Below are 25,560 nucleotides of genomic sequence, written 5' to 3'. Positions count from 1 at the left end.
CCTGAAGGGTTGTCAGCCAACTTGTCATCTGATAGGGCAACGCTCCGCGAGCCGCGAGCCGCGAGCCGCGAGCCGCGAGCCGCGAGCCGCGAGCCGCGAGCCGCGAGCCGCGAGCCGCGAGCCGCGAGCCGCGAGCCGCTGATCGGGTGCCGGGGGCAGGGGTGCGGACGTGCTGTCCGGTAGCCCCTTCCTGCGGGTTCCGGTAGGCCCCGACGCCCATCGCTGGCGGACCTTCCCGGCCGAGCGGACCCTGGTCGTCGCCGCCCGTACCGTCACCTCCACGGTGCGCGTCCTCGAATCGCTGCCCGCCCTGCTGCGCGACGACCCGCGCGTGAGCGTCGTCTTCGCGTACGACCCCGGCTCCGCCTTCGCCGCAGGGGTGCTCGACCTGTTGCACGCCTCCGGCTGCCGGGTCATGCCCTGGGACCAGCTGGTCCACGTCCAGGCCGACCTCATCCTCACGGCCAGCGAGAACGTGGACATACCGGAGGGCGACTGCCCGGTCCTGGTGCTGCCCCACGGCGTGGGCTTCCAGAAGCGGGTCCCGGACGCCCGCGGCCCGCACGACCGGCTCTCCGGCCTCGTTCCGGACGCGCTCCTGGAGTCCGGCCGGGCCTGGCTCGCCGTCTCGCACCCCGAGCAGGAGCGGCAGCTCCTCGAAGCGCACCCGAAGACCGCGGGCCGCACCCTCCTGCTCGGCGATCCCTGTTTCGACGAACTCCTCTCCGCCCGGCAGCGCAGGCACGCCTACCGGGAGGCCCTGGGTGTCGCCGAGGGCCAGCAGCTCGTCGTGCTCAGCTCCACCTGGGGCACCACCTCCCTCCTGGGCCGGCATCCCGACCTGCCCGTCCGCCTCCTCGGCGCACTGCCGCACGACGCCTACCGGGTCGCCGCCGTCCTCCACCCCAATGTCCGGTCGGCCCACGGCGCCTGGCAGATCAACGCCCTCCAGGCCTCCGCGCTGGATGCCGGGCTGATCCTGCTGCCGCCCATCCACGCCTGGCGCCCCGCCCTCGTCGCGGCGGACGTCGTCATCGGCGACCACGGCTCGGTGACGCTGTACGGCGCCGCCCTCGGACATCCGGTGCTGCTCGGGGCGTTCGGCACCGACGCCGTGCCGGGAACCGCCGTCCACGACCTCGCCGCGGCCGCCCCGCGACTCGATCCGGGCGCCGATCCGAGGGCTCAGATCGAGAGTGTCGTACGAGAGCACACCCCCGAGCGGTACGCCGCGGTGCGGCGGCGGGCGTTCGCCGATCCGGGGAGCGCCCTCGCACGGCTCCGTGCGGCCGTCTACGAGCTGCTGAAGCTCCCGGAGCCCGATTCCGCGCCCCCGCCGGACCTGCTGCTGCCCGCCCCGGAGCCGGCCGCCCGCCCCGTCACGTCGTCCCTGGTCGTCACCGAGGTGAGCGAGGAGGGGCTCGGGCCGGTCGTCACGGTACGGCGGTTCCCTGCGGCGGCATACGCGCACGTGCACGGGAATCCGGACGCGGAGAACGACGGAGAGAACACCACTCACCTCGCCTGTTCGGACGGTGAACGGGACCGCCGGCTGCTGGAGAGCGCCTCGGTCGTCGAGCGGACCTGCCGGGCCGAGAGCGTGGCCGAAGCCTTGCGGTGGATCCGTTCCGTCGCGGCGGAGCTGCCCGGCAGCCTGCTGGCCGCCTGCGCGGTGCGGGGCGGCGGCCATCTGGTGGGGCTGCGGGACGGCCGCGTGGTGGAGGTGGCCGTGACCGGTCCGCCGATCGCACCCGGGCTCGCCGCGGCCGTCGTCTATGCATGGCTGCGACAGGGGCGTTCGCCGGCCGACGAGTTGCTGACCCTGCGGATCGGTGAGGTGCGGGACGAGGACGTGGCGCTGCGGCTGCGGCCCGCGCCTCCCGTCGTCAGCTGAGGTCCCGTAGCCGTCGGCGCACTGCTTCCGCGCGCGGGTTGCCACTCGCCTCGTAGATCTCGAGCACCCGGGTCAGCCAGCCGCGCACCGACTCCTGGTGGCGCCCGGTCCGCTCGGAGATGTCGAGGAGAGCGAGCAGGGCTTCGGCTTCGTAGTGGGTCGCGTGCTGTTCGCGCAGGGTGTCGGCGGCCGTGCGCAACGCGTCGACGGCTTCCTCGGTGTGACCGAGGTGGTCCCGGGCCACGCCGATGGCCGACTGGGCGCGGGCCGCCATGCGGTGGTCGGGTTCGGGGAGGTCCAGCAGGTCCTCGCGGGCCTCGGTGAGTGCGGCCAGGGCTGCCGTGTGCTCCCCGCGGGCGTCCAGCGCACAGCCCAGGAAGAAGGCGGCCAGGGCTTCGCCACGCCGGTCCTCGGCACGCCGGTTGAGGTCGAGGCAGTACCGGTACGTCTGCACCGCGCGGGGCGGGTCGAAGCGGTCCAGGTGACGCCCCAGGAACTCCTGGACGGACGCGCGTAGCAGCAGACGCTCGGTCGACTCGGCCAGGGTGACGGCGCGCTCCAGCTCGGTGCGGGCGCGGTCGTGCTCGCCCAAGTCCATCAGCGGGCGGGAGAGCAGGCTGCGCAGACGCGCCTCGCCGGCTACGGCCTCGGCCGCGGTGTCGGCAGAGCTGTCCGGGGCCGCCGCGAATGCGGAGGCGGCCTCGGCGCCCAGTTCCAGGGACTCCTTCCAGGCACCCAGATAGCGGTGGTGGAGGAAGAGGGCCGTGAACGCCTCGGCCAGCGGCCAGGCGACCGCGTGCAGACCGTGGCGTACGGCGGCCCGCAGGACGGCCAGGATCGCGGCGCACTCGGCGTCGAGCCAGCCCAGCGCGGAGGGGCCGTCGGCCGCGGAGAAGGGATCGGTCGCCCCTGCCAGGAGCGCGGACAGGTCGGCGATCCGCAGCCGGTCCTTGCGCAGGGCACGGTCGGCGAAGGCGACGAGGACCAGGTAGTGGGTCGCCACCCGGTCGAGCAGGGCGGTCTCCTCGGCGGACCGCTCCTCCTCGACCGCACGCTCGCGGGCGTACAGGCGGACGAGGTCGTGCATGCGGTAGCGGCCGTCGCGCTCGGTCTCCAGCAGGCTGGCGGCGGCCAGTTCGCGCAGCAGTCGTCGGGCCGTCCGGGTGTCGACGCCCGCCGCCGCGGCGGCGACGCCGGCGTCGAAGAGGCCGGCCGGGACCCAGCCGAGCAGGCGGAAAAGCCGCGCCGGTCCCGGCGGCAGCAGCCGGTAGGAGGGTCCGAGGACGGCGGACACCGAGTAGGTGCTGCCGGGCAGGGACATGCCGGCCAAGCGGTCGGCCTCGTCCTCCAGTTCGCCGACGAGGTCCGCCGGGGTGAGGGAGTCGTCGGTGCGCAGTCGGGTCGCCACGATGCGCAGCGCGACGGGCAGGCCACCGCACAGGTCGACGAGGCGTTCGGCCGCCGCCGGGTCGGCCGCCACGGCCTGCGGTCCGCAGTGGTCGGCCAGCAGGGTCAAGCCGCCTTCCTTGTCGAGCGGCTTCAGCGCGAGGAGTTCGGCTCCGTCCACCGCCACCAGCTCGCCGAGCCTGCTGTGGCTGGTGACGACGACCGTGCTGCCGGGCCCGCTGGGGATCAGGGGCCGTACCTGGGCGGGCAGGGTGACGTTGTCGATGAGGACGAGGATGCGCCGGTCGCGTGAGCAGGAGACGTAACTCCGGGTCAGCTCGGCGAGCGTGGCCGGGACGTGCTCGTCGCTCCGCAGGAGTGCCTTGAGGATGGCGGCGAGGGCCTGGGAGACGTCGGCTCCCATGGCGGCGCCGACGGCGGACTCGTCCCGCAGGGCGGCGTAGTCGACGTAGAACAGGCCGTCCGGGAAGCGGTCCCGCTCCTTGTCCGCCCAGCGGCAGGCGAAGGCGGTCTTGCCGACGCCGGGCAGCCCGGCCAGCACGGTGAGGTTGACCCGGCCGGGCTCGCCGCACAGGGCGTCCATCCGGTCGAGTTCGGCGACGCGGTTGCTGAAGGTACCGGTCAGGGCCGGGATGTGGTCGGGCGGTGCGTCGGGGGCGGTCGGTCGCGCATCGAAGGTGATGTCGTACGACGTTCCCGGCATGAGGTCGGACAGCAGCCGCCGCAGCTCCCCGGCCGCTTCGGGGTCGCTGCGCAGGATGTCGAGCAGGCGCCGTTCCCATGCGGCGGCGACCCGGGCCGTGGCCTGTTCCCCCTCGCCCCGCGCCCGCGCTGCGTCCAACTCCTCGCGGGAGGCCTCCAGTTCCTCGTCGGCACCCCGCCGGGAGAGCCAACGGGTCACCCGCCGGGCCAAGTCCTTCGTCCGTACCCAGGAGTCCGCGACGACGAGCCCGATCACGGCTGTGGTCGCCTGCGCGGCGAGCGTCCCCAACTCGGCGTCCACCAAGCCCCCTTCACGTCGTCCACCAGCCTCGGGACAGGCTGAGCCCACGGTAGAAGGATCTCCGGCGGATTCCCAGTCGGACCCGCCGTCACCCCAGGAAGCTCAGCCGCACCTTGCGCTCGGGGTTGTCCCGGTTGGTGTCCACGAGGCACACGGACTGCCAGGTACCCAGCTCCAGCCGGCCGCCGACGACCGGAAGGGTCGCGTGCGGCGGGACGATCGCGGGGAGGACGTGGTCGCGGCCGTGGCCGGGGCTGCCGTGCCGGTGCTGCCAGCGGTCGTCGGCGGGAAGCAGGGTGTGCAGGGTAGCCAGGAGGTCGTCGTCGCTGCCGGCGCCCGTCTCGATGACGGCGATGCCGGCCGTTGCGTGGGGCACAAAGATGTTCAGCAGGCCGTCGCGGCCGGCCGCCGCCTCGCGCAGGAACTCCTCGCAGTCGGCGGTCAGGTCGACGACCCGCTCCCGGGAACCGGTGGCGATGTGCAGCATCCGAGTGGTGAAGGCATCTGACATGCCCCCATCCTGGCCCATACGCCGGGTTTCACACGTCGCGGCGCGACCGTTTCCCGGTACGCGAGGTCCACTGGCGAGACGCCGTTGACCGTGGATCGCCCGGCTGGCTACATTCGGCCGCATGTTGCGTTCAGCCCTGCTCACCACGCGCGGTCACATCGACCTGCTGCGGGTGGCCTCCGCCGCCTGTCGCCGCGGCCGCTGACGCCCTTTTTCCCTTTCCCGCGTCGTCCCTTTCTCAACGTGTACGCCGGAATCCGCAGCGTCGACTCCCAACTCGTCGAGGCAGGGGAGTCGTTGGGGCTGACCCCGCTGGGGTCTCCTGCGCCATGTGGTGCTCCCGGCCGCCCTGCCCGGCGCGCTCACCGGGCTGCGCTACTCGCTCGGCATCGCCTGGCTCGCTCTGGTCTTCGCCGAACAGGTCAATGCCGACGCCGGCATCGGCTTCCTGATGGTGCAGGCAGGGGACTTCCTGCGCGCCGACGCGATCGTGGTCTGCCTGATCGTCTACGCCTTCCTCGGTCTGCTCGCCGACTTCATCGTCCGCTCCCTCGAAAGCTGCTGCTGCAATGGCGACCGACCTTCACCGGCCGGTGACCGGACAGGCGGTCCATGTCGAGGGGCTGACCCGCTCCTTCGACGGCCGCGTCGTCATCGACGGCCTCCGACTGGACATCGCTCGAGGCGAGTTCGTGCCCCTCCTGGGGCCGCAGCGGCTGCGGCAAGTCCACACTGCTGCGTATTCTCGCCGGCCTCGACCGGGACATCGAGGGCACCGCCCTCGTCTCCCGCCGCCGGGCGGTCGCCCTCCGGGCGCCCCGGTTGATGCCCTGGAAGAAGGTGTGGCGCAACGTGCTGCTCGGCCTTCCCCGGCAGGCCTGAACGCGCGTCGCCGAGCGGGCGTTGGACGAGGTCGGTCTCGGCCACCGCGTGGGCGCCTGGCCGAAGACCCTCTGCGGCGGCGAGGCACAGCGCGCGTCCCTCGCCCGCGCGCTGGTGCGCGAGCCGGATCTGCTGCTACTCGACGAGCCTCCCCCACTGCCCTGAACGGGCGTGGGAGGTGCCCCCAGGCGCCCTCGACGCGCTGACCCGGATCAAGGCGCAGCGGCTCGGCGTCGACACACGGCCGCCTCCGCCTGAACCCGGACTCCCCCACCGACTCCCCTGCACAGGAACGGAACCGCCATGCGACGACGCCTCGTCCCCGCCGCACTGCTCCTCCCCCTCGCCCTCCTGCTCACCGCCTGCGGCGGGAACTCGTCCGCCGACACGGGCACTGGCATCGACGGCAAAGGCTCCCTGAATGTCGGTGACATCGCCGTCGCACAGGGCTCGTCCGCGCACTACCAGCTGGTCGCCTCGCTCAGGGCGGCCGGGCTCGGCCCGAGCGACGTCAAGGGCACGTACCTGCAGCCGGCCGACGCGCTCGCCGCGTTCACCTCCGGCAAGGTGGACGCGTGGGCGGTCTGGGACCCGTACACCTCCCAGATCCTGCAGGCCGAGCAGGGCCGGGTGCTCACCACCGGCGACGGCATCACCAACGGGCTCACCTTCCAGGTGGCCGCGCCCGCCGCGCTCAAGGACCCGAAGAAGGCCGCCGCCGTCAAGGACTACCTGGCCCGGCTGCGGCGCGCACAGGCCTGGGCCCACGACCACCAGAAGGAGTGGGCCAAGGTGTGGGCGAAGGACACCGGCCTGCCTTATGCGGTGGCGCCGGCCTCGGTGCGGCGCACCAACGCCACCGGCGTCCCGGTCGCCGTCTACCAGCCGCTGGACATCCCCGAGCCGGTCGCCCGCGGGCGCCGGACCTCGGGGAAGATCCATGGCCGCCTCGCGGTTGGGTGAAGCGTGAACGAGATACGCGAGGTCGAGGTAGTCGTCATAGGCGCTGGACAGGCCGGTCTGTCCAGCGCCTATCACCTGCGGCGCACCGGCTTCGAACCGGACCGCGACTTCGTGGTGCTGGACCACTCCCCCGGGCCCGGCGGGGCCTGGCAGTTCCGCTGGCCCTCGCTGACGTACGGCAAGGTGCACGGGATGCACTCCCTGCCCGGCATGGAGCTGACGGACGCCGATCCGGCGCGGCCCTCCGCAGACGTCATCCGCGAGTACTTCGACCGGTACGAGCACACCTTCGACCTGCGGGTACGACGCCCCGTCGACGTACGGGCCGTGCGCGAGGGGGACGCCGGGCGGCTGCTCGTAGAGACCTCGGACGGTACCTGGTCCACGCGGGCGCTCATCAACGCGACCGGCACCTGGGACCGGCCGTTCTGGCCGCGCTATCCCGGCCAGGAGACCTTCCGTGGCCGACAGGTACACACCGCGCGGTACGCCGGGCCCGAGGAGTTCGCCGGGCTGCGGGTCGTGGTCGTCGGCGGCGGCGCATCGGGCACCCAGCACCTGCTGGAGATCGCCCCGTACGCGGCGGCCACCACCTGGGTCACCCGGCGGCCCCCGGTCTTCCGGGAGGGCCCGTTCGGCGAGGAGGCGGGCCGGGCGGCGGTGGCGCTGGTGGAGGAGCGGGTACGGCAGGGCCTGCCGCCGAGAAGTGTGGTCTCCGTCACCGGTCTTCCGCTCAACGACGCCATCCGGCAGGGTCTGGCCGACGGGGTCCTGGACCGGCAGCCCATGTTCGATCGGATCACCCCGGACGGCGTGGAGTGGAACGACGGGCGCCATGTGGACGCCGATGCCATTCTCTGGGCCACCGGCTTCCGCGCCGCGCTCGATCACCTCACGCCGCTGCGGCTGCGCGAGCCGGGAGGCGGGATCCGGATCGAGGGGACCCGCGCGGTCGCCGATCCGCGCATCCACCTCGTCGGCTACGGCCCCTCGGCCAGCACCATCGGCGCCAACCGGGCCGGACGCACGGCCGTACGGGACATCCGGCGGCTGCTGGCCGAGGGGCCGGTCGAGCCTCGCGAGCCGGTCACGTCGGCCGAGCCGGTCGCCGCGTGATGCCCCGCGGGCGGCTCAGCGAGGGGGTCGCGTGGCCGGGAGCTGCTGCGGGCTGGGGCTGCCGCTGGCCTGCTGAGGCTGTGTCTCCGTCTGCTGAGGCTGTGTCTCCGCCTGCTGCGGCTGTGTCTGCGTCTGGTGGGCGGCGTTGAACTCGGCCACGTTGCGCTCGTGCTCTGCGTAGTCGGCGGTGAAGCGGGTGTCGCCCGGCTTGATCGTCACGAAGTACAGCCAGTCGCCGGGCGGCGGGTTGATCGCGGCGCGCATCGCGTCCTCGCCGGGGTTGTCGATCGGGGTGGGCGGCAGCCCCATGCGCTGGTAGGAGTTGTACGGGCTCTCCAAGCGGGTGTCGTCCACGCTGGTGCGCACGGTGTTGCGGTTCAGGGCGTAGTTGATCGTGGAGTCCATCTGCAGCGGCATGCCCCGCTGGAGCCGGTTGAGGATGACCCGGGCCACCTTCCCCATGTCGGCCTTGGTGGCGGCCTCGGCCTGGACGATGCTGGCGATGGTGACGGCCTGGTAGACGTTCATCGCGTTGTGCTGCGCCCCGGCCGCGACCGGTGCCCCGTCGAACCTGTCGTTGGCGGTGTCGACCATGAACCGCAGCAGCGACTCGGGGGTCGCCCCCTGCTTGTACGGATAGGTCGCCGGGAACAGGTAGCCCTCCGGGTTGCCCGCGGCCTCGGCGGGCAGCTTCAGGTGAGCCTTGGAGAGGGATTTCCGGGTGCTGCCCGGGGGTAGCGCGAGTGCCTTGTCGATCGCGTCGTAGACCTGGCTCGCGCGCCAGCCCTCCGGGATGAGCAGCATGGAGGGCTTCATCTCCCGGTGACCGCGGTCCAGACTCAGCAGCGGCACCGCCACGGCGGCGCCGACCAGGACGACGCCGGTCACGACGAGGGCGAGCCTGCCCCGGCGCGTCAGTCGCATCGTGCTCCGTGACGGAGTGTTCATCTGCATGCAGGCACAGTAATACGCAGATCACTGCAAATCCGACATATCGTCAGCTTGTCGACTGCGCTCGCAGGTGCGCGTCAGCCCGTCGGTTCCAGCTGCGCGTCCCGGCGCACCAGGGCCGCGTACCGACCGTCCAGCTCCAGCAGCTCCTCGTGCGTGCCCCGTTCGGCGATCCGGCCGGAGTCCAGGACCACGATCTGGTCGGCACCACGGACGGTGGACAGGCGGTGGGCGATGGTGAGTGTCGTCCGGTCGGCCGACAGGGCGTCGATGGCGTCCTGCACGGCGGCTTCGGTGCGGTTGTCCAGGGCGCTGGTCGCCTCGTCGAGGATGAGGACCGGCGGGTCGCGCAGGATGGTGCGGGCTATCGCCAGGCGCTGCTTCTCGCCGCCGGAGAAGCGGTGCCCGCGTTCTCCGACAACGGTGTCGTAGCCGTCGGGCAGCGCGGCTATGTGGTCGTGGATCTGGGCGGCCCGGGCCGCCGCGTGCAGCTCCTCGTCGGTGGCGCCCGGCTTGGCGAAGCGGAGGTTGTCGGCGACCGAGGCGTGGAAGAGGTACGTCTCCTGCGACACCACGCCGACCGCACGGGCGAGGGTGTCGAAGTCGAGGTCACGCACATCGACACCGTCGATGGTGACGCGGCCGCCGGTGACGTCGTACAACCGGGGCACCAGATAGCCGAGTGTGGACTTGCCGGCGCCGGTCGGGCCGACCACCGCCAGGCTGCCGCCGGCCGGGACGGTGACGTCGATGCCGTCGAGGACGGGGCCGCCCTTGCCGTCGTAGCGGAACTCGACTTCCTCGAAGCGGACCTCGCCCTTGACCTCGTCGAGGTGGACCGGCTCCGCGCGCTCGGTGATGTCGATCGGCAGGTCCAGATATTCGAATATGCGCTGGAAGAGCGCGAGGGAGGTCTGGATCTGGACGCCGGTCGCCAGCAGGCTCACGGCCGGGCGGAACAGGCCCTGCTGGAGCGAGACGAAGGCGACGATGGTGCCGAGCGAGACCTGCGGGCCGCCGAGCTGGAGGGCGAGGCCCGCGGTCCAGTAGATGACGGCGGGCATCGCTGCCATGACGATCGTGATCACGGCCATGCGCCAGCGGCCCGCCATGTTCGACTTCACCTCGAGGCCGACCAGGCGCTCGGACTCTTCGGCGAAGGACGTGGTGAGCGAGTCGGAGCGGCCCATCGTGCGGCCGAGCAGGATGCCGCTGACGGACAGCGACTCGGTGACCGTGGCGGCCATCGCGGCCATCTGCTTCTGCCGCTGGGTGGTGATCTTCTTGCGTTCGTTGCCGACTCGGCGGCTGATCCACACGAAGGCCGGCAACAGGAGCAGCGAGACGACCGTCAGCCGCCAGTCGAGGGCGACCATCGCAACGATCGTGGCGACCACACTGGTGGCGTTGGAGACGAGGGAGGTGGCGGTGGAGGTGACGGTGGCCTGCATACCGCCGATGTCGTTGGCGATGCGGGACTGCACCTCGCCGGTGCGGGTGCGGGTGAAGAAGGCGAGCGACATGCGCTGCAGGCGGCCGTAGACGGCGGTACGCAGGTCGTGCATGACGCGCTGGCCCACGGTGGTCGAGATCAGCGTCTGGAGCACGCCGAAGACGCTGGAGAGGACGGCGCTGAGGATCATGCCGAGCGCGAGCAGGCTCAGCAGACCGGTGCGGCCGTCAGGAATCGCGACGTCGAGGGTCTCTTTGAGGAGGAACGGTGTGGCCACCGAGACCAGCGAGGAGGCGCCGACCAGGAGGCCGACGATCGCGAGCCGCCCGCGGTAGGGACGGAAGAGCTTCAGGATGCGGCGCACCTGCCGGGGCTGTTCCTCGGCGTCGGCAGGCGGGCTCCAGGAGAGTTCACGGTCGGGATGCATGGGCTCCTACGGAGGTGAACGGACGCCGGCCCGAAGAGCGGCCGACGTTGACTGACGGATCATAGGTCATTGTTACCTATACTCACAATGAACGGCATCCTGATATTGTTCCCGCATGACCACGCCCGATCCCGACGGCCTGCTCGCCGAGCAGTTGCTGCGGCTCACCCGCCGGGTGCACCGCATCCAGAAGCGCCACCTGGAGCGGCGCGAGCTGGGCGTCACCCCGGCCCAGTCCCGCCTGCTGCGCACCCTCGCGCACTACGGCTCGCCTCCGCGCATGGCCGATCTTGCCGAGCGTCTGGAGGTGGTGCCGCGCGCGGTGACGACGCTGGTCGACGGGCTGGAGGCGAGCGGCAAGGTGCGGCGGATGCCGGATCCGGCGAACCGGCGGGTGACCCGGATCGAGCTGACGGACGAGGGCCGGACGACCCTGCGCGAGCTGCGCGGAGCGCGCCGCTCGGCCGCCGAGGAGATCCTCGCTCCGCTGACGGAGAAGGAGCGCCAGGTGCTCGGCGTGCTGCTGGACACACTGATCGACGGAGACGCGGCCCAGCGCTGCTGAACGGCCGCGGCCCCCGCTCCGCGAAGTTCGGAGCGGGGGCCGCGTGCGGTCGAGGACAGCGCGCCCGAGGCCTCAGCAGCGGCTGCGGTCCTCCGTCAGCACCCCTTGAGCGGTCGTCAGCGAACGGTCGTAGCAGCCGTCCGAGCCGTAGCTGCGATAGCGCTCGCTCGATGTGCCGACCGCGTGCCGCTGGTCGCGCGGGACGTTGATCGTGTACGTGGCGTCGCCGCTGTAGGTGTCGTCGAACCGCGACCACGCGGTGCGCCGGCCGCCCTGTCGCTCCACGAGCGTCGCCCGGTCGCCGAGGGTCAGCACGGTGCGCAGCCGGTTGTCCGCGCCGAGGGTGGTGGCGCCGTTCATCGTGTACGTCCGGTGCGTGTGCGTCGTCCGTGCGGGCCCCTGCCCCTGGACACCGACCGTCTCCTCGTCCGTCCAGGTCGCGTCCAGCCCGTCCGTGTTCTCGCCGTCGGTCCAGCGGTGCGCGGAGGTGTTCGCGAGCGTGCGGGTGACGGTGGTGGTCACACGGCCGTGCGAGGTGTTCACGTATCCGGAGACGGCGAGCCGGTGGCCCGCCTCGGTGTCGACGCGGTTCTCCGGACCGGGCGTGTAGGTCGAGGAGTTGGCGAGGCCGGTCGCCTGGTCCACGGTGAGCGCGCCGGTGACGTGGGCGCGGTGGGCGTCCTGCCAGACCAGGACGTTCACGGGGGCGCTCCAGCCGGACTGCCCTGCGGGCACGCCCACGACGGAGACCTCGACACGGTGCGGGCGCCCGTCGTTCAGGAGCCCGGCGAAAGGTGTGAGGTCGTACTCGATGGGCCTGACGTCGAAGGCGCGCGGGCCGGGGATGACGTACCAGAGGAAGGGGTTGGACCAGCCGCCGGTCCACACGTTCGGGAACGGCGCCGCGATTCCGGCGAGTCGGCCGTCGACCTTGATCTGCACCTCGCGGTAGGGACCGTGGTCGGCCTTGCAGGAGTACGACGCCGGGTCCGCCACGGTCAGGTACCAGAACTCCTCGCAGCCGCCGCCGGATCCGGTGGCGTACACCTCCGCGACGATGCGTTCGCTGTTGCGCGGAGTGGTGAGCGTCGTGCCGTCGGGCGTGTCGGCAAGGGTGAGGACGCGGTCGGGGGCCGGTGCCTCGGGCCTGCCCGCGTAGAAGGTGAGCGTCACCTTGACGTCGATGACGCCGGTGTAGGTGTCGTCCACGACGTTCCCGATGAGCATCTCGACGTCCTGCGGGCCGCGGAAGGTGTCGCTGTACCGGGTGACGTCCTTCTCCACATGCCACTCGATGCCGTCCGGCGACGGCTCGGGCGTCGAGGTCCGCAGGATCTCCACGCCGCCGACGTGCAGATAGCCGAGGCGGTCGTACTGACGACCCTTCACCTTGCCGTCCAGGCGCAGGACGACCTTGCTCCAGCGGTCACCGCAGCCGCGGGGCGGCGTGTACGCGCCCCGGTAGGGGGTGAAGTCGCGGAACTGGGCCTCGGCCAGGGTGACCTGGCAGGACGTGCCGTGCGGCCGGTCGACGGGCGGGGCGGCCGTCACCGGGTCGTGCCAGTCGGCGCCGAACTCGGCCGGAACGTCGGTGACAGCCGGGGGTGCGGCTTGAGCGGCAGCGGCCCCGGTGCCGAAGAGCGTGCTCACCAGGAGGGTTGCTCCGGCGAGCATGGACATGACCATCCGTCTTCTCATGGGCGGTGTTCTACGGGGAGTTGGGGCCGCCCCGCAATGAGGCCTCGGGCGGTTCGGCCAGTCGCGCGCAGGTCCTTCCGGTCGCCCATGACCACCACCGGGTGGAGGGCGGGGTCGAGCGTGTGCAGCAGGTACGTCATGACCTCCTTGGAGACGCCGACGCAGGCCGAGGTGCCGCTGCCGTGGTCGAGGTGCAGCCAGATGCCACCGCCTCTGTCCTCGCCGTCGGGACGGGTGACGTCGTGCGGCGGGGTGCCCCGGAGCCGGTTGTAGTCGATGGCGATGACGTAGTCGAAGTCGTGCTGGTGCGCCGCGTCCCACTCGGCCGGGGGCGCATAGGCCCCCGGGTCGTGGTCGTACGGCAGCCTGGTGCCCGGATCGGGGAGCACGCCGCCCGCGTCGGAGAGCGTGAACACGCCCACCGGGCTGCGCTTGTCCCCCATCCGGTGGTGGGCCGTCCAGCCGTTACGGCCGTTGTGGGCGGGCCAGCCGCCCGCCGGGCGCCAGCGGCCGCCGTGCCGGGTGTACAGCACGACCGTGGAGTCGGCCGAGTACCTGCCCTCGCCGTACACGACGACGACCTGGCGCGAGTCGGCGGGAATCCGCCGGTACAGGCGGTCGCCGAGGCCCGGGATCCGGGTCGTGTCGCCCGGAGGGGCGGCCGAGTCCGTGGGGCTGTGCGTGCTCTGGTCCCAGGGACCCTGTGCGCCTTCGGCGCGGGCCGCGCCGGGGACGGAAGCGCCGCCGCACGCGGAGAGGGTCGCCAGGAGGGTTCCGCAGGCCGCCATCGCGACCGTCACGCGCCGCGCGCTGTTGAGTTGCACGCGACCATGGTGGCAGCGCGTACCGGCCGAATGTGCCGCCTCCCGGACACCCGTCGAGCGGGACCGCGGGCCTGCCCGAGACCTGCCTTGCCTGCCACGGCAAGTGGCCGGAACTCGGCGGGCCGCGCAGGTAGTCGGGAAAAACCGTTTGAAATTCACCACTCTGCGACGCGACCCTTTCACGGCTCGTTACCGCCCCCGCCACCCCTGACAAGAGCCACTGGGACGCCATGCAGATCCAAGACCTTCCGTATCCCGACCCCGGCGTACCTGACGCACGCTCGGGTCCTCGCTTCCTGTGGTGGCTCTGGCGCAACCAGATGGGCGGCCAGCTCAAGGCGCTCGCCTGGGGCCTGCTGCACTTCGTCTCCGTCTGCGCCCTGCCCTTCTGCGTCGGTCTCGCCGTCCAGGCGGTCATCGACCGTTCCGGCACCCGGCTCGCGCTGACGGGTGGTCTGATGGCGGTGTGCGGTACGAGCATCGCCCTCGGTGACACCTTCCTGCACCGGACGGCCGTCACCAACTGGATCACCGCCGCCGCCCGTGTCCAGCAGTTGCTGGCGCGCAAGGCGGCCCAGCTGGGCTCCGCGCTGACCCGGCGGGTCGCGGCCGGCGAGGTGGTGGCCGTCTCCACCGGCGACGTGGAGAAGATCGGCTGGTTCGTCGAGGCTGTCTCCCGTTTCTCGGCCGCCGCGCTGACCGTCGTCGTGGTCTGTGTGGGCCTCGTCGTCTACCAGCCCGCCCTCGGTGTGGTCGTCGCCGTGGGTCTGCCGGTCGTCGCGCTCGCCGTGCTGCCGCTGCTGCCCCGGGCCACGCGTCGCGCCGACATCCAGCGCGAGAAGGCGGGCCGCGCCACCGAGCTGGCCTCCGACACGGTCGCCGGGCTGCGCGTGCTGCGCGGGATCGGCGGCGAGGAGCTGTTCCTCGCCCGCTACCGCCGCGCCTCGCAGGAGGTACGGCACGCGGCCGTGCGCAGCGCCCGGATGTGGTCGCTGATCTCCGCACTCCAGGTGCTGCTGCCCGGACTGCTGCTGATCGCGGTCGTCTGGCACGGCATCCACCTGGCCCGCCAGGGCCGGATCACGGTCGGCGAACTGGTCACCGTCTACAGCGCGGTCATGATCCTCAACTACCCGCTGCGGCACTTCGAGGAGATCGCCATGGCGTACTCCTTCTCGCGGCCCTCGGCCCGGCGGGCCGCGCGCGTGCTGTCGCTGGAGCGGCCCACGGACGTCGGCGGCTCCCGCGCGGCCGAGGTGCCCGGCGGCGACCTGTACGACCCGGCCACCGGTCTGCTGGCTCCTGCGGGCCGGCTCACCGCGGTGGTGTGCGGCGACCCGGACGCCGCCGGCCGGCTCGCGGAACGGCTGGGCGGCCACCCCGCCGAGCCGGGCGCCGCGGTGCTGCTCGGCGGAGTGCCGCTCGACGACCTCCCGCTCGACAGCGCCCGCACCGCCGTCCTGGTCCAGGACAAGGACCCGGTGCTGCTGTCCGGCTCGCTGCGCGAGCTGCTCGACGTGCCCTCCTCAGGTGCGGTACGCACCGAGGACGCGCTGGCGGCCGCGCAGTGCAAGGACGTCCTGGACGCGCTGGTGCAGGGGTCGCTGGACGCCGCCGACCCGATGGACGCCCGTATCACCGAGCGCGGCCGCTCCCTGTCGGGCGGCCAGCGCCAGCGGCTCGCACTGGCCCGGTCCCTGATCACCGACCCCGAGGTGCTGGTGCTGGACGAGCCGACCTCCGCGGTCGACTCGCACACCGAGGCCCGGATCGCGGACGGCCTGCACCGGCTGCGCTCGGGCCGGACGACGGTGGTGTTCACCTCCTCCCCGCTGCTGCTGGACCGCGCGGACCAGGTCGCCCTCGTCCACGAGGGCGAGGTCGTGGCGGTCGGCGTGCACCGCGAACTGATCGGCACCGAACCCCGGTACCGGGCCGTGGTGACACGGGAGACCGACGAGGAACTGGCCGCCGCCGACGCGGACGGCGACCTGGCCGGGAAGGGTGCCCTTCTGGCTGCCTTCGAAAGACTGGAAGAGATCGAGGAGAGCGCATGATCGGCGTTGCGCCACCGGCGTACGACCCGGCGGCCCCGACGACCGCCACCACCCTGCCCGTCGGCGCGGCCTCGACCGTGCGCGCCTACGTGGCCGAGCTGTTCCGCCGGCACCGCCGGGCCTTCCTGCTGCTCATCGCCGTCAACACGGTGGCCGTGGTGGCCTCCATGGCGGGCCCTTACCTGCTCGGCGGCCTCGTCGAGCGGGTGTCGGACGGGGCACGGGAACTTCATCTGGGCCTGACCGTCGGGCTGTTCGTGCTCGCTCTCCTCGTCCAGGCCGTGTTCGTCCGGCAGGTGCGGCTGCGAGGTGCGATGCTCGGCGAGCGGATGCTGGCCGACCTCCGCGAGGACTTCCTCGTCCGCTCGGTGGGGCTGCCGCCGGGCGTACTGGAGCGGGCGGGCACGGGAGACCTGCTCTCCCGCATCACCACCGACATCGACCGCCTCGCCAACGCCATGCGGGAGGCCGTGCCGCAGCTGGCGATCGGAGTCGTCTGGGCCATGCTGCTGCTCGGCGGGCTCGTCGTGACGGCCCCGCCGCTGGCGGCCGCCGTGCTGCTCGCGGTACCTGTGCTGGTGGCGGGGTGCCGCTGGTACTTCAAACGGGCACCCTCCGGCTACCGCTCCGAGGCCGCCGGGTACGCCGCCGTCGCCGCCGCCCTCGCCGAGACCGTGGACGCGGGCCACACCGTCGAGGCGCACCGCCTGGGCGATCGGCGCATCTCCCTGTCGGAGCGGCGGATCAAGGAGTGGACCGTCTGGGAGCGCTACACCCTCTGGCTGCGGTCCGTGCTCTTCCCGGTCATCAACGCCGTCCACATCCTCGTGCTCGGCTCGGTCCTCATGGTCGGCGGTACGTTCGTGCTGCAGGGCTGGATCGGGGTGGGCCAGCTGACCACGGGTGCGCTCATCGCGCAGATGCTCGTCGACCCGGTGAACCTGATCCTGCGCTGGTACGACGAGGTGCAGGTCGCCCAGGTGTCGCTGGCCCGCCTGGTCGGCGTCCGGGACATCGAGCCCGACGCCGGGGACGCCGCGCTGGCCCCCGGCGGACGAGACGTGCACGCCGACCGGGTGCACTTCGGCTACCGCGAGGGCGTCGACGTGCTGCGCAAGGTCTCCCTGAAGGTCGCCCCGGGCACCCGGCTGGCCCTGGTGGGCCCCTCCGGCGCGGGCAAGTCCACGCTGGGCAGGCTGCTCGCCGGCATCTACGCGCCCCGGGACGGCCGCATCACCCTCGGCGGCGCGGAACTCTCCCGGATGCCGGCCGAACGCGTCCGCTCGCACGTCGCCCTCGTCAACCAGGAACACCACGTGTTCGTCGGTTCCCTGCGTGACAACCTCCTGCTGGCCCTCCCCCACTCGCGACTTCGCTCGAGCGGCGGGACCCCCATCGGCAGCCACGACGCCGAGCTGTGGGCGGCGCTGGGCGCGGTCGACGCGGACGGCTGGGCACGGGCACTGGACGACGGCCTGGACACCGAGGTCGGCTCGGGCGGTCTGGCGCTCACCCCTGCGCAGGCCCAGCAGATCGCGCTGGCCCGACTGGTGCTGGCCGACCCGCACACCCTGGTCCTGGACGAGGCGACCTCGCTGCTCGACCCGCGCGCGGCCCGCCACCTGGAACGCTCCCTGGCCCGTGTCCTCGACGGCCGCACCGTGGTCGCCATCGCCCACCGCCTGCACACCGCCCACGACGCCGACGTGATCGCCGTCGTCGAGAACGGCCGCATCAGCGAACTGGGCAGCCACGAGGAGCTGGTCGCCGCGGACGGTGCGTACGCAGCTCTGTGGCGTTCGTGGCACGGGTGAGCTGCCGCAACGGACGGGGCATGCACGGCGCAGGTCGGTCCGCGGCACGGTGAGCTGCCGCAACGGACGGGGCATGCACGGCGCAGGTCGGTCCGCGGCACGGTGAGCTGCCGCAACGGACGGAGCATGCGCGGCGCAGGTCGGTCCGCGGCACGGGTGAGCTGCCGCAACGGACGGAGCATGCGCGGCGCAGGTCGGTCCGCGGCACGGGTGAGCCGTCGGGGGTGGGGGCGAGCGGTGCCGTATGCGTCCGGGCCCGGGCCAGCTGTGCCGCACGCGCGGTGACCCCGGCCGGAGCCAGCCGTGCCGCACGCGCGGTGACGTGGGCAGGAGCGGTGTCGGCCGCCCGGCGCCGCTGTTGCCTGCCCGTGCGGAGGCTGCGGCCGCGGCAGCGGGCCGCCCGGGGCGCACCGACGCAGCCTGCCGGGGACGCGCACGAGCCCGGGCAGGTGTACGGCGGCGGGGCTTGATCGGGATACGCCGGAGCGGCCTGGCAGAGGTGTGGAGCCCCAGGCAATGGCCCGTGCCGTTGCGCAGTGCCGAACAGGGGTGGAAGGCTGGATAGCGGCAGCGGCTCGGGGAACGGCCGGGAACCCGTCGGTTCCGGGAACGTGAAACCCGCGCCGAGCGTGCCGACGGCGCGCTGCCCCGCGTGGGGGCACGAGGCCGTCCTCACCACCTGGAGGTACCCGTGGACAGCGCCGACGGATGGGGGGACGACGTCTACCAGCCCGATGCCTCCGATGCCTCGGAGGTCCGGGAGGACTCGGGCGTGCTCGACGTCGAGGACACACTGGACTTCGACGGCGTCGAGGACCCGCTGGACCGCGGCTGGTCCCCTCCCGAGCGGCCGTGGGCGGTGGAGCACACCGGCGTGACGGCGAACGAACGCCTGACCGGGGAAACGCTGGACCAGCGGCTCGCCGAGGAGCTGCCCGACACCGTCGCAACCGACGGCGACGGTATCGGGGACTGCGCCGCGGACGGTGAACTGCTCGACAACGAGGTCGGCGCCCTGCGCTCCGGCCGCCTGGTCGCGCCCGACGAAGGAGCGCACGAGGACGAGGAGAGCGCCCTCATCGCCACCGATGTCGGCATCGACGGAGCCGCCGCCTCCGCCGAGGAGGCCGCAATGCACATCGTCGACGAGGACTCGCTCTCCGGCTGACCAGGCCCCCTGCCCGACCGCCCCGCGCGAGGAGCCGCCATGCAGCACGAAAAGCACCCCGAGTACCGGGAGGTCGTCTTCCGCGACCGCACCGCCGGTTACGCCTTCCTCACCCGGTCCACCGCGAGCAGCGAGCAGACCATCGAGTGGGACGACGGCGAGACCTACCCGGTGATCGACGTGGAGATCTCCTCCGAGAGCCACCCCTTCTACACGGTCAGGGCCCGCACGGTGGACACCGAAGGCCGCATCGCCCGGTTCGAGCGCCGGTACGGCGGGACGGAGCCAGGCGAGGCGGGCTGACGGGGCCGGGTGGGTCAGATCACGTTGAGGGCCGCCGCGCAGCCCACCCCCCCGAGCAGCATGAACACGGGCATCAGCACCTTCAGCTCGACCCAGCTGCCCGCCCGGAACCGCATCGCCTTCGGCGGTCCCAGCGGGTACCAGCGCTTGCGGCCCACCGGGATGGGCCACAGGATCGGGCAGCCGGACACCGTCAGCGCGTCCCCGATGTCGTGCACCAGCGCGCCCAGCACGATCGGCAGCCCCAGCCACAGGTACTCCTGCCCCGGCGCGGTGAACAGCCAGTCGGAGCCGTTGCCCGGCTTGTCCAGGACTTCCGCGAGGATCCAGGCGCTCGTCGCCGCGAGCAGCCAGACCAGGACATCGCTGCTGGAGCCGCGGGCCGCTCGCCACAGCAGACCTTCGATCGCCAGCACCATGTGCACGAAGAGGATCGCCAGCACCGCCCACCGGCCCCCGGCGATCGCGAGCGCGGAGCTGCCCGCCCCGATGAGGACCGCCCACAGCCAGGTGTGCGTGAGCGTGCGGTGCCCGCCCGAGCGACGCGCGTCGCCCTTCTTCCTGGTCGCCTTGTAGACGGCGTACGACAGCTTGTCCACGATCTCGCAGATCCACCGGGAGATCGGCCCGAAGGCCCGTGAGATGGTGGCCGCCTTGTGGTCGAGGTCCGGGGCGAGCGCGGCGCCTGCGCAGATCAGCGCGCCGACGAGCAGGACCGGCCAGGGCATCGGATGTCCGGCCGCGGCGGCCGCCGCTCCGACGCCGAGCCAGGCCGCGGCCCCCGACAGTGAGTGTGCTGGTCCCATCATGGCCGCTTCCCGCCCCATTCCTCGTGTGCCGCTGTCCAGTTGACCTGGTGCACTGACGCTCCGTCGGCGACACAGCGTAGCGGCCGTGATCTTCGTACCCGCAGCCGATTCCCCTCTCGGGGAGAAGGCCAGGCAAGATGGGTGCGTGACCCTCATCGATCAGCTGCCGCCGACCGCCGACCCCGACGCCCTGTACGAAGCCTTCGAGTCGTGGGCGCAGGAGCGCGGTCTCACCCTGTACCCCCACCAGGAGGAGGCGCTGATCGAGGTGGTCTCCGGGGCGAACGTGATCGTCTCGACGCCCACCGGATCCGGCAAGAGCATGATCGCCGCGGGCGCGCACTTCGCCGCGCTGGCCCGGGACGAGGTCACCTTCTACACGGCCCCGATCAAGGCGCTGGTGTCGGAGAAGTTCTTCGAGCTGTGCAAGCTCTTCGGCACCGAGAACGTCGGCATGCTCACCGGCGACGCCTCCGTGAACGCCGACGCGCCCGTGATCTGCTGCACCGCCGAGGTGCTGGCGTCGATCGCGTTGCGCGACGGCAAGGACGCGGACGTCGGCCAGGTCGTCATGGACGAGTTCCACTTCTACGCGGAGGGTGACCGCGGCTGGGCCTGGCAGATCCCGCTGCTGGAGCTCCCGCAGGCGCAGTTCATCCTGATGTCGGCCACTTTGGGCGATGTGTCGTTCTTCGAGAAGGACCTCACCCGTCGCACCGGCCGCCCCACCGCGGTGGTCCGCTCGGCCACCCGCCCGGTGCCCCTGTCCTACGAGTACCAGCTCACCCCGCTCACCGAGACGCTCACCGACCTGTTGGAGAGCAAGCAGGCCCCCGTGTACATCGTGCACTTCACGCAGGCGCAGGCCGTGGAGCGGGCGCAGGCGCTGATGAGCATCAACATGTGCTCGCGCGAGGAGAAGGACCAGATCGCCGAGCTGATCGGCAACTTCCGCTTCACCACCAAGTTCGGCCGCAACCTCTCCCGTTACGTCCGTCATGGCATCGGCGTCCACCACGCCGGCATGCTGCCCAAGTACCGGCGCCTGGTGGAGAAGCTCGCCCAGGCCGGCCTGCTGAAGGTCATCTGCGGCACGGACACCCTCGGCGTGGGCGTCAACGTGCCCATCCGGACCGTGCTGTTCACCGCGCTGACCAAGTACGACGGCAGCCGGGTGCGCACGCTGCGCGCCCGCGAGTTCCACCAGATCGCGGGCCGCGCCGGCCGGGCCGGTTTCGACACGGCGGGACTCGTCGTCGCTCAGGCACCCGAGCACGTCATCGAGAACGAGAAGGCCCTCGCGAAGGCGGGCGACGACCCGAAGAAGCGCCGCAAGGTGGTGCGCAAGAAGGCGCCGGAGGGCTTCGTCGGCTGGACGGAGAACACCTTCGAGAAGCTGATCGCGTCCGAACCCGAGCCGCTCACCTCGCGGTTCCGGGTGACGCACACGATGCTGCTCTCGGTGATCGCCCGTCCCGGCAACGCCTTCGAGGCGATGCGCCACCTCCTCGAGGACAACCACGAGCCGCGCAGGCAGCAGCTCAGGCACATCCGGCGCGCGATCGCGATCTACCGCTCGCTGCTGGACGGCGGCATCGTCGAAAAACTCGACAAGCCGGACGCCGAGGGCCGCATCGTCCGCCTGACGGTCGACCTCCAGCAGGACTTCGCACTCAACCAGCCGCTGTCCACGTTCGCGCTCGCCTCGTTCGAACTGCTCGACCCCGAGTCGCCCTCCTACGCCCTCGACATGGTGTCCGTGGTCGAGTCCACGCTGGACGACCCGCGGCAGATCCTCGTCGCCCAGCAGAACAAGGCGCGCGGCGAGGCCGTGGCCGCGATGAAGGCCGACGGTGTCGAGTACGAGGAGCGCATGGAGCGCCTCCAGGACATCACCTACCCGAAGCCGCTGGAAGAGCTGCTCTTCCACGCGTACAACACCTACCGCAAGAGCCACCCGTGGGTCGGCGACCACCCGCTCTCGCCAAAGTCCGTCATCCGGGACATGTACGAACGGGCACTGTCCTTCACGGAGCTGGTGTCCTTCTACGAGCTGGCCCGCACCGAGGGCATCGTGCTGCGCTACCTCGCCAGTGCCTACAAGACCCTCGACCACACCATCCCGGACGACCTGAAGTCCGAGGACCTCCAGGACCTGATCGAGTGGCTCGGCGAGATGGTGCGCCAGGTGGACTCCAGCCTGCTCGACGAGTGGGAGCAGCTGGCCAACCCGGAGGAGATGACCGCCGAGGAGGCCCAGGAGAAGGCAGACGAGGTCAAGCCGGTCACCGCCAACGCGCGTGCCTTCCGGGTCCTGGTCCGCAACGCCCTGTTCCGCCGTGTGGAGCTGGCGGCCCTCGACCAGGTCGAGGAGCTGGGCGAGATGGACGCCGAGTCCGGCTGGGACGCCGACGCGTGGGGCGAGGCGATGGACAAGTACTGGGACGAGTACGACGACCTCGGCACCGGTCCCGACGCCCGCGGCCCCAAGCTGCTGGTCATCAAGGAGGAGCCGGAGAGCGGTCTCTGGCGCGTCCGCCAGATCTTCGACGACCCGAACGGCGACCACGACTGGGGCATCGGCGCGGAGATCGATCTGGCGGCCTCCGACGCCGAGGGCCGGGCGGTCGTGCGTGTCACCGATGTCGGCCAGCTGTGAGCACAGGAGAAGCCCACCCATGACGAACCCGGCCGAGAGACTGGTCGACCTGCTCGACCTGGAGCAGATCGAGGTCGACATCTTCCGTGGCCGAAGCCCGCAGGAGTCCCTGCAGCGGGTCTTCGGCGGCCAGGTGGCGGGCCAGGCACTGGTCGCCGCCGGGCGCACCACGGACGGCGACCGCCCCGTGCACTCGCTGCACGCGTACTTCCTGCGCCCGGGCCGGCCGGGCGTGCCGATCGTGTACCAGGTGGAGCGGGTCCGCGACGGGCGCTCGTTCACGACGCGCCGGGTCACGGCCGTGCAGCAGGGCCGGACGATCTTCAATCTGACCGCCTCCTTTCATCAGCCTGAGGAAGGACCGTTCGAGCACCAACTGCCGCCGGCCCGTGAGGTGCCGCACCCGGAGTCACTGCCGACGGTGACCGAGGAGATCCGCAAGCATCTGGGCGCGCTACCGGAACAGTTGGAGCGGATGGCACGCCGCCAGCCCTTCGACATCCGTTACGTCGACCGACTGCGCTGGAACGCCGAGGAGATACAAGGGGCCGAGCCGCGCAGCGCCGTGTGGATGCGCGCGGTCGGGCCGCTGGGTGACGACCCGCTCGTCCACACGTGCGCGCTGACGTACGCCAGTGACATGACCCTCCTGGACGCGGTCCGCATCCCGGTCGAACCCCTGTGGGGTCCGCGGAACTTCGACCTGGCCTCGCTGGACCACGCCATGTGGTTCCACCGGCCGTTCCGCGCGGACGAGTGGTTCCTGTACGACCAGGAGTCCCCGATCGCCACCGGCGGGCGCGGCCTGGCCCGTGGGCGCATCTACGACCTGCAGGGGCGGCTGCTCGTCTCCGTCGTCCAGGAAGGTCTGTTCCGAGCCCTGTAGCAGAGCGGGGTTCAGACCCTCGCGGGCCGGGGGTTTCTGCGACGCAGCCAGGTCCGCAGTCCACGGGTCTGCCGCGGTGTCCGCTGCCCGGGCTCGTGATCGCGGGGCGTGTCCGGCGCAGTCTTGGGCACGGTGTACGCCGCGGTCGGCAGGGTCGGCACCACCTCGGGCGCCGTGTGCAGCGCGGCCGGGCGGTCCGGGCGCGCGGTGCGCAGTGCGGGGGTGCCGTCCTCGTGCCCCGTGTGCCGTACAGCGGTGCGCGTCACAGGCCGGTTGTGGCGTACGGGCACCCGTCGTGCGGGGTCGGCGTGGCGCGCGGCCGGGCGCGGAGCCGGCGCGAGGGCGCGCGCCTGTTCCACCGCGTGGGCCAGGTCGCTGCGCAACCAATCGATCTCGTCCGGGTCCTGCGCCGTCATGATCTGATCGGCAAGGTGCGCGGAAGGCGATCCCGGCGCTCCGTGGTCGGGCAGAGCGGACCGGAAGCGGTTCAGCTGGGCACGCTCATAAGGATCCTTGACGACGTCCGCGATCTCGACGGGCGGGAGGAAGGCGGCCACAGCCCCGGCCCGCGCCCATGGGGCCTCGGCCTGCCCCAGCAGGAATCCGAGCTGCCGTCCCCGCCAGTTGCGGGCCCGCAGGTCCACCCCGTCCGCGAGCTGACCCCTCAGGCTCTCCGGCGTACGCCCCTTGAGAAGGTGCGCGTTCTGGTCCTCGTCCGCGAACTGCCGTAGCTCCTCGGCCAGATAGAGCCAGACCACGGCTCGATAGCGGTTGAGGTAGAAGCGCACCGGAACCAGCAGGCCCAGGCGGGCGAGCCGGGTGAACCTGCCCGCGGAGATCTCCATGAGCGCGGCGCCCTCCACTGTGCCCACGACGTGCACGCGCTCGCGGAGGGTTTCGGGAAAGCCGGGCTGGGCGCGCAGCCGGTCGATCTCGGCCGGCTCGACCCGGCGGCCCCCGCTTCCGCCTCCGCCCTCGTCGGGCACCGTGCGGATACGGCCGAGATGGACGGCGAGGTCGAACTCGCCTAGTTTCAGCCCCAGTTCACGCGCTGCACGGCTCGGCGCGTAGGTGATGGGGCGGGATGGGACGAAGCTGCTTCCCGACATGGTCGTACTCCCCCGTGGAGCGGGTGGCTCACGCCCTGTGCGTTCACCGTGCACACACCGTAGCCGGTCGGGCGCCATCCGTGGCGAGCCTGTGGATAACTCTGCGGGGCGAGGTGAATGCGCAGGTCAGAGGTCGGATATGGGGGCTCGCTCGGGGTGCCGGGCGTCCACGCCGAGGTGTTCGCCGACGCGGTTGACGAGCAGGGTCATCTCGTAGGCGATCTGGCCGATGTCGGCTTCCGCGCCGCTGAGCACGCACAGGCAGCTTCCGGTGCCGGCGGCGGTCACGAACAGGACGGCGTCGTCGTACTCGATCATCGTCTGGCGCACTGCGCCCGCCCCGAAGTGACGTCCCGAACCCTTGGCCAGACTGTGCAGCCCGGACGCGACCGCGGCAAGATGCTCGGCGTCCTCGCGGCGAAGGCCTGTGCTCGCTCCCGCGACCAGCCCGTCGTTGGACAGGACCAGCGCGTGCCGCACATGGTCCACCCGCTCGGTCAGATCGTCCAGGAGCCAGCCGAGTCCCTGGTTCTGCGCCATGTTCCGTCTCCCCGTGTGACGCCTCCCCCTGGCTGGAGGATCTGTCCGCCAGCCTTCCCCACGACCGGCATCCGGGCAAGCAGGATGGGCGTATGGCACAGAAGATGACCGATGAGGAATGGCGGGCGTTCGTCTCGTACGGCACCCGAACCGGCAAGCTGTCCACCGTCAGCGCCGATGGGAGCCCACATGTGGCACCGGTCTGGTTCCTGCTGGACGGGGACGAACTGGTCTTCAACACCGGCAAGGAAACCGTGAAAGGGCGCAATCTCGCCCGTGACGGACGGATCGCCCTCTGCGTGGACGACGACCGGCCACCCTTCCACTTCGCGGTACTGAGCGGGCGCGCCCAGCTGTCGGAGGAGCTGGACGAGTTGCGCCATTGGGCCACCCGGATCGCGGCTCGTTACATGGGAGAGGAGCGCGCGGAGGAGTTCGGCGCTCGCAACGGCGTTCCGGGCGAGCTGCTGGTCCGGGTCACCGTGGACAAGGTGGTGGCGTTCAAGGACCTCACCGGCTGA

At 71.9% G+C, this 25,560-nt stretch carries 21 protein-coding genes and 2 pseudogenes; 14 read left to right on the top strand and 9 right to left on the bottom strand.

What is annotated here, in order from left to right; all coding sequences use genetic code 11:
* Positions 1-169: 169 nt before the first annotated feature.
* Positions 170-1,894 (top strand): hypothetical protein, encoded by a 1,725-nt coding sequence (locus tag ACZ5DS_RS41370; RefSeq protein WP_468249364.1) that lies wholly within the window; start codon positions 170-172, stop codon positions 1,892-1,894.
* Here the strand turns inward: ACZ5DS_RS41370 and ACZ5DS_RS41365 are convergent.
* Both ACZ5DS_RS41365 and ACZ5DS_RS41360 read right to left on the bottom strand, forming a co-directional pair.
* Entirely contained in the window at positions 1,887-4,304 is a 2,418-nt protein-coding gene (locus ACZ5DS_RS41365) for an ATP-binding protein (RefSeq protein WP_468249363.1), read from the bottom strand. The genes ACZ5DS_RS41370 and ACZ5DS_RS41365 overlap by 8 nt on opposite strands.
* Positions 4,305-4,392: 88 nt before the next feature.
* A complete protein-coding gene (locus tag ACZ5DS_RS41360) occupies positions 4,393-4,815 on the bottom strand; it encodes a secondary thiamine-phosphate synthase enzyme YjbQ (RefSeq protein ID WP_468249360.1) in 423 nt (140 codons plus the stop codon).
* 121 nt (positions 4,816-4,936) lie between these two features.
* Here ACZ5DS_RS41360 and ACZ5DS_RS41355 point away from each other — a divergent pair, with 121 nt between their 5' ends.
* The 5 genes and pseudogenes from ACZ5DS_RS41355 (at position 4,937) to ACZ5DS_RS41335 (ending at position 7,776) form a co-directional block, all read left to right on the top strand.
* A complete protein-coding gene (locus ACZ5DS_RS41355; RefSeq protein WP_313884353.1) occupies positions 4,937-5,020 on the top strand; it encodes a putative leader peptide in 84 nt (27 codons plus the stop codon).
* 29 nt (positions 5,021-5,049) lie between these two features.
* Positions 5,050-5,412: pseudogene (locus ACZ5DS_RS41350) on the top strand (ABC transporter permease); the annotation flags it as partial.
* Positions 5,385-5,926, top strand: a pseudogene (locus ACZ5DS_RS41345) (ATP-binding cassette domain-containing protein); the annotation flags it as partial. The pseudogenes ACZ5DS_RS41350 and ACZ5DS_RS41345, both read left to right, overlap by 28 nt.
* Positions 5,927-6,000: 74 nt before the next feature.
* Positions 6,001-6,660, top strand: coding sequence for an ABC transporter substrate-binding protein (locus ACZ5DS_RS41340; protein WP_468249358.1), 660 nt, complete (start codon positions 6,001-6,003; stop codon positions 6,658-6,660).
* Positions 6,661-6,663: 3 nt separating this feature from the next.
* Entirely contained in the window at positions 6,664-7,776 is a 1,113-nt protein-coding gene (locus ACZ5DS_RS41335) for an NAD(P)-binding domain-containing protein (protein ID WP_468249356.1), read from the top strand.
* Positions 7,777-7,791: 15 nt separating this feature from the next.
* Here the strand turns inward: ACZ5DS_RS41335 and mltG are convergent, their stop codons facing one another.
* Positions 7,792-8,730 carry an endolytic transglycosylase MltG gene (gene mltG / locus ACZ5DS_RS41330; RefSeq protein WP_468249354.1) on the bottom strand — a complete coding sequence of 313 codons (939 nt, stop codon included), beginning with the start codon at positions 8,728-8,730 and terminating at the stop codon, positions 7,792-7,794.
* 74 nt (positions 8,731-8,804) lie between these two features.
* On the bottom strand, positions 8,805-10,607 hold the full coding sequence (locus ACZ5DS_RS41325; protein ID WP_468249352.1) for an ABC transporter ATP-binding protein: 1,803 nt from the start codon (positions 10,605-10,607) through the stop codon (positions 8,805-8,807).
* 115 nt (positions 10,608-10,722) lie between these two features.
* Between ACZ5DS_RS41325 and ACZ5DS_RS41320 the strand changes: the two genes are divergently transcribed.
* Entirely contained in the window at positions 10,723-11,172 is a 450-nt protein-coding gene (locus tag ACZ5DS_RS41320) for a MarR family winged helix-turn-helix transcriptional regulator (protein ID WP_468249350.1), read from the top strand.
* 72 nt (positions 11,173-11,244) lie between these two features.
* On the opposite strand, the gene ACZ5DS_RS41315 is transcribed toward ACZ5DS_RS41320, so the two are convergent.
* Complete coding sequence (locus ACZ5DS_RS41315; RefSeq protein WP_468249347.1) at positions 11,245-12,870, bottom strand: peptide-N4-asparagine amidase; 1,626 nt, start codon at positions 12,868-12,870, stop codon at positions 11,245-11,247.
* Positions 12,867-13,658, bottom strand: a complete 792-nt coding sequence (locus ACZ5DS_RS41310; RefSeq protein WP_468249388.1) for a hypothetical protein — start codon at positions 13,656-13,658, stop codon at positions 12,867-12,869. Before ACZ5DS_RS41310 ends, ACZ5DS_RS41315 begins: the two co-directional genes overlap by 4 nt.
* Before the next feature lie 266 nt (positions 13,659-13,924).
* On the opposite strand from ACZ5DS_RS41310, the gene ACZ5DS_RS41305 reads away from it, so the two are divergent.
* The 4 genes from ACZ5DS_RS41305 to ACZ5DS_RS41290 all read left to right on the top strand — a co-directional run bounded on the left by ACZ5DS_RS41305 (position 13,925) and on the right by ACZ5DS_RS41290 (position 19,036).
* Positions 13,925-15,751 carry an ABC transporter transmembrane domain-containing protein gene (locus tag ACZ5DS_RS41305; protein ID WP_468249345.1) on the top strand — a complete coding sequence of 609 codons (1,827 nt, stop codon included), beginning with the start codon at positions 13,925-13,927 and terminating at the stop codon, positions 15,749-15,751.
* A complete protein-coding gene (locus ACZ5DS_RS41300) occupies positions 15,748-17,565 on the top strand; it encodes an ABC transporter ATP-binding protein (protein WP_468249342.1) in 1,818 nt (605 codons plus the stop codon). Before ACZ5DS_RS41305 ends, ACZ5DS_RS41300 begins: the two co-directional genes overlap by 4 nt.
* 691 nt (positions 17,566-18,256) lie before the next feature.
* On the top strand, positions 18,257-18,733 hold the full coding sequence (locus tag ACZ5DS_RS41295) for a DUF5709 domain-containing protein (protein ID WP_468249340.1): 477 nt from the start codon (positions 18,257-18,259) through the stop codon (positions 18,731-18,733).
* Positions 18,734-18,772: 39 nt separating this feature from the next.
* Positions 18,773-19,036: a type B 50S ribosomal protein L31 gene (locus tag ACZ5DS_RS41290; protein WP_468249337.1), complete on the top strand. Its 264-nt coding sequence runs from the start codon at positions 18,773-18,775 to the stop codon at positions 19,034-19,036.
* Between the two features lie 14 nt (positions 19,037-19,050).
* Here ACZ5DS_RS41290 and ACZ5DS_RS41285 read toward each other — a convergent pair whose 3' ends face one another.
* Positions 19,051-19,845: a metal-dependent hydrolase gene (locus ACZ5DS_RS41285; protein ID WP_468249334.1), complete on the bottom strand. Its 795-nt coding sequence runs from the start codon at positions 19,843-19,845 to the stop codon at positions 19,051-19,053.
* Positions 19,846-19,990: 145 nt separating this feature from the next.
* Here ACZ5DS_RS41285 and ACZ5DS_RS41280 point away from each other — a divergent pair, with 145 nt between their 5' ends.
* Entirely contained in the window at positions 19,991-22,504 is a 2,514-nt protein-coding gene (locus ACZ5DS_RS41280) for a DEAD/DEAH box helicase (protein WP_468249331.1), read from the top strand.
* A 19-nt stretch (positions 22,505-22,523) separates the two neighbouring features.
* Positions 22,524-23,390, top strand: a complete 867-nt coding sequence (locus ACZ5DS_RS41275) for an acyl-CoA thioesterase (protein ID WP_468249329.1) — start codon at positions 22,524-22,526, stop codon at positions 23,388-23,390.
* Positions 23,391-23,401: 11 nt separating this feature from the next.
* Here ACZ5DS_RS41275 and ACZ5DS_RS41270 read toward each other — a convergent pair whose 3' ends face one another.
* Both ACZ5DS_RS41270 and ACZ5DS_RS41265 read right to left on the bottom strand, forming a co-directional pair.
* Positions 23,402-24,499 (bottom strand): DUF6397 family protein, encoded by a 1,098-nt coding sequence (locus ACZ5DS_RS41270; protein ID WP_468249327.1) that lies wholly within the window; start codon positions 24,497-24,499, stop codon positions 23,402-23,404.
* 126 nt (positions 24,500-24,625) lie between these two features.
* Entirely contained in the window at positions 24,626-25,039 is a 414-nt protein-coding gene (locus ACZ5DS_RS41265; RefSeq protein ID WP_468249324.1) for a roadblock/LC7 domain-containing protein, read from the bottom strand.
* A 92-nt stretch (positions 25,040-25,131) separates the two neighbouring features.
* On the opposite strand from ACZ5DS_RS41265, the gene ACZ5DS_RS41260 reads away from it, so the two are divergent.
* The gene (locus ACZ5DS_RS41260) at positions 25,132-25,560 is read left to right on the top strand and encodes a PPOX class F420-dependent oxidoreductase (RefSeq protein WP_468249322.1); all 429 of its coding nucleotides are present in this window, start codon (positions 25,132-25,134) and stop codon (positions 25,558-25,560) included.

This window comes from Streptomyces sp. NPDC031100, assembly GCF_055570785.1.
Note: the sequence above shows the minus strand (reverse complement) of the source record. Positions and strands in the feature narration are given on the sequence as shown.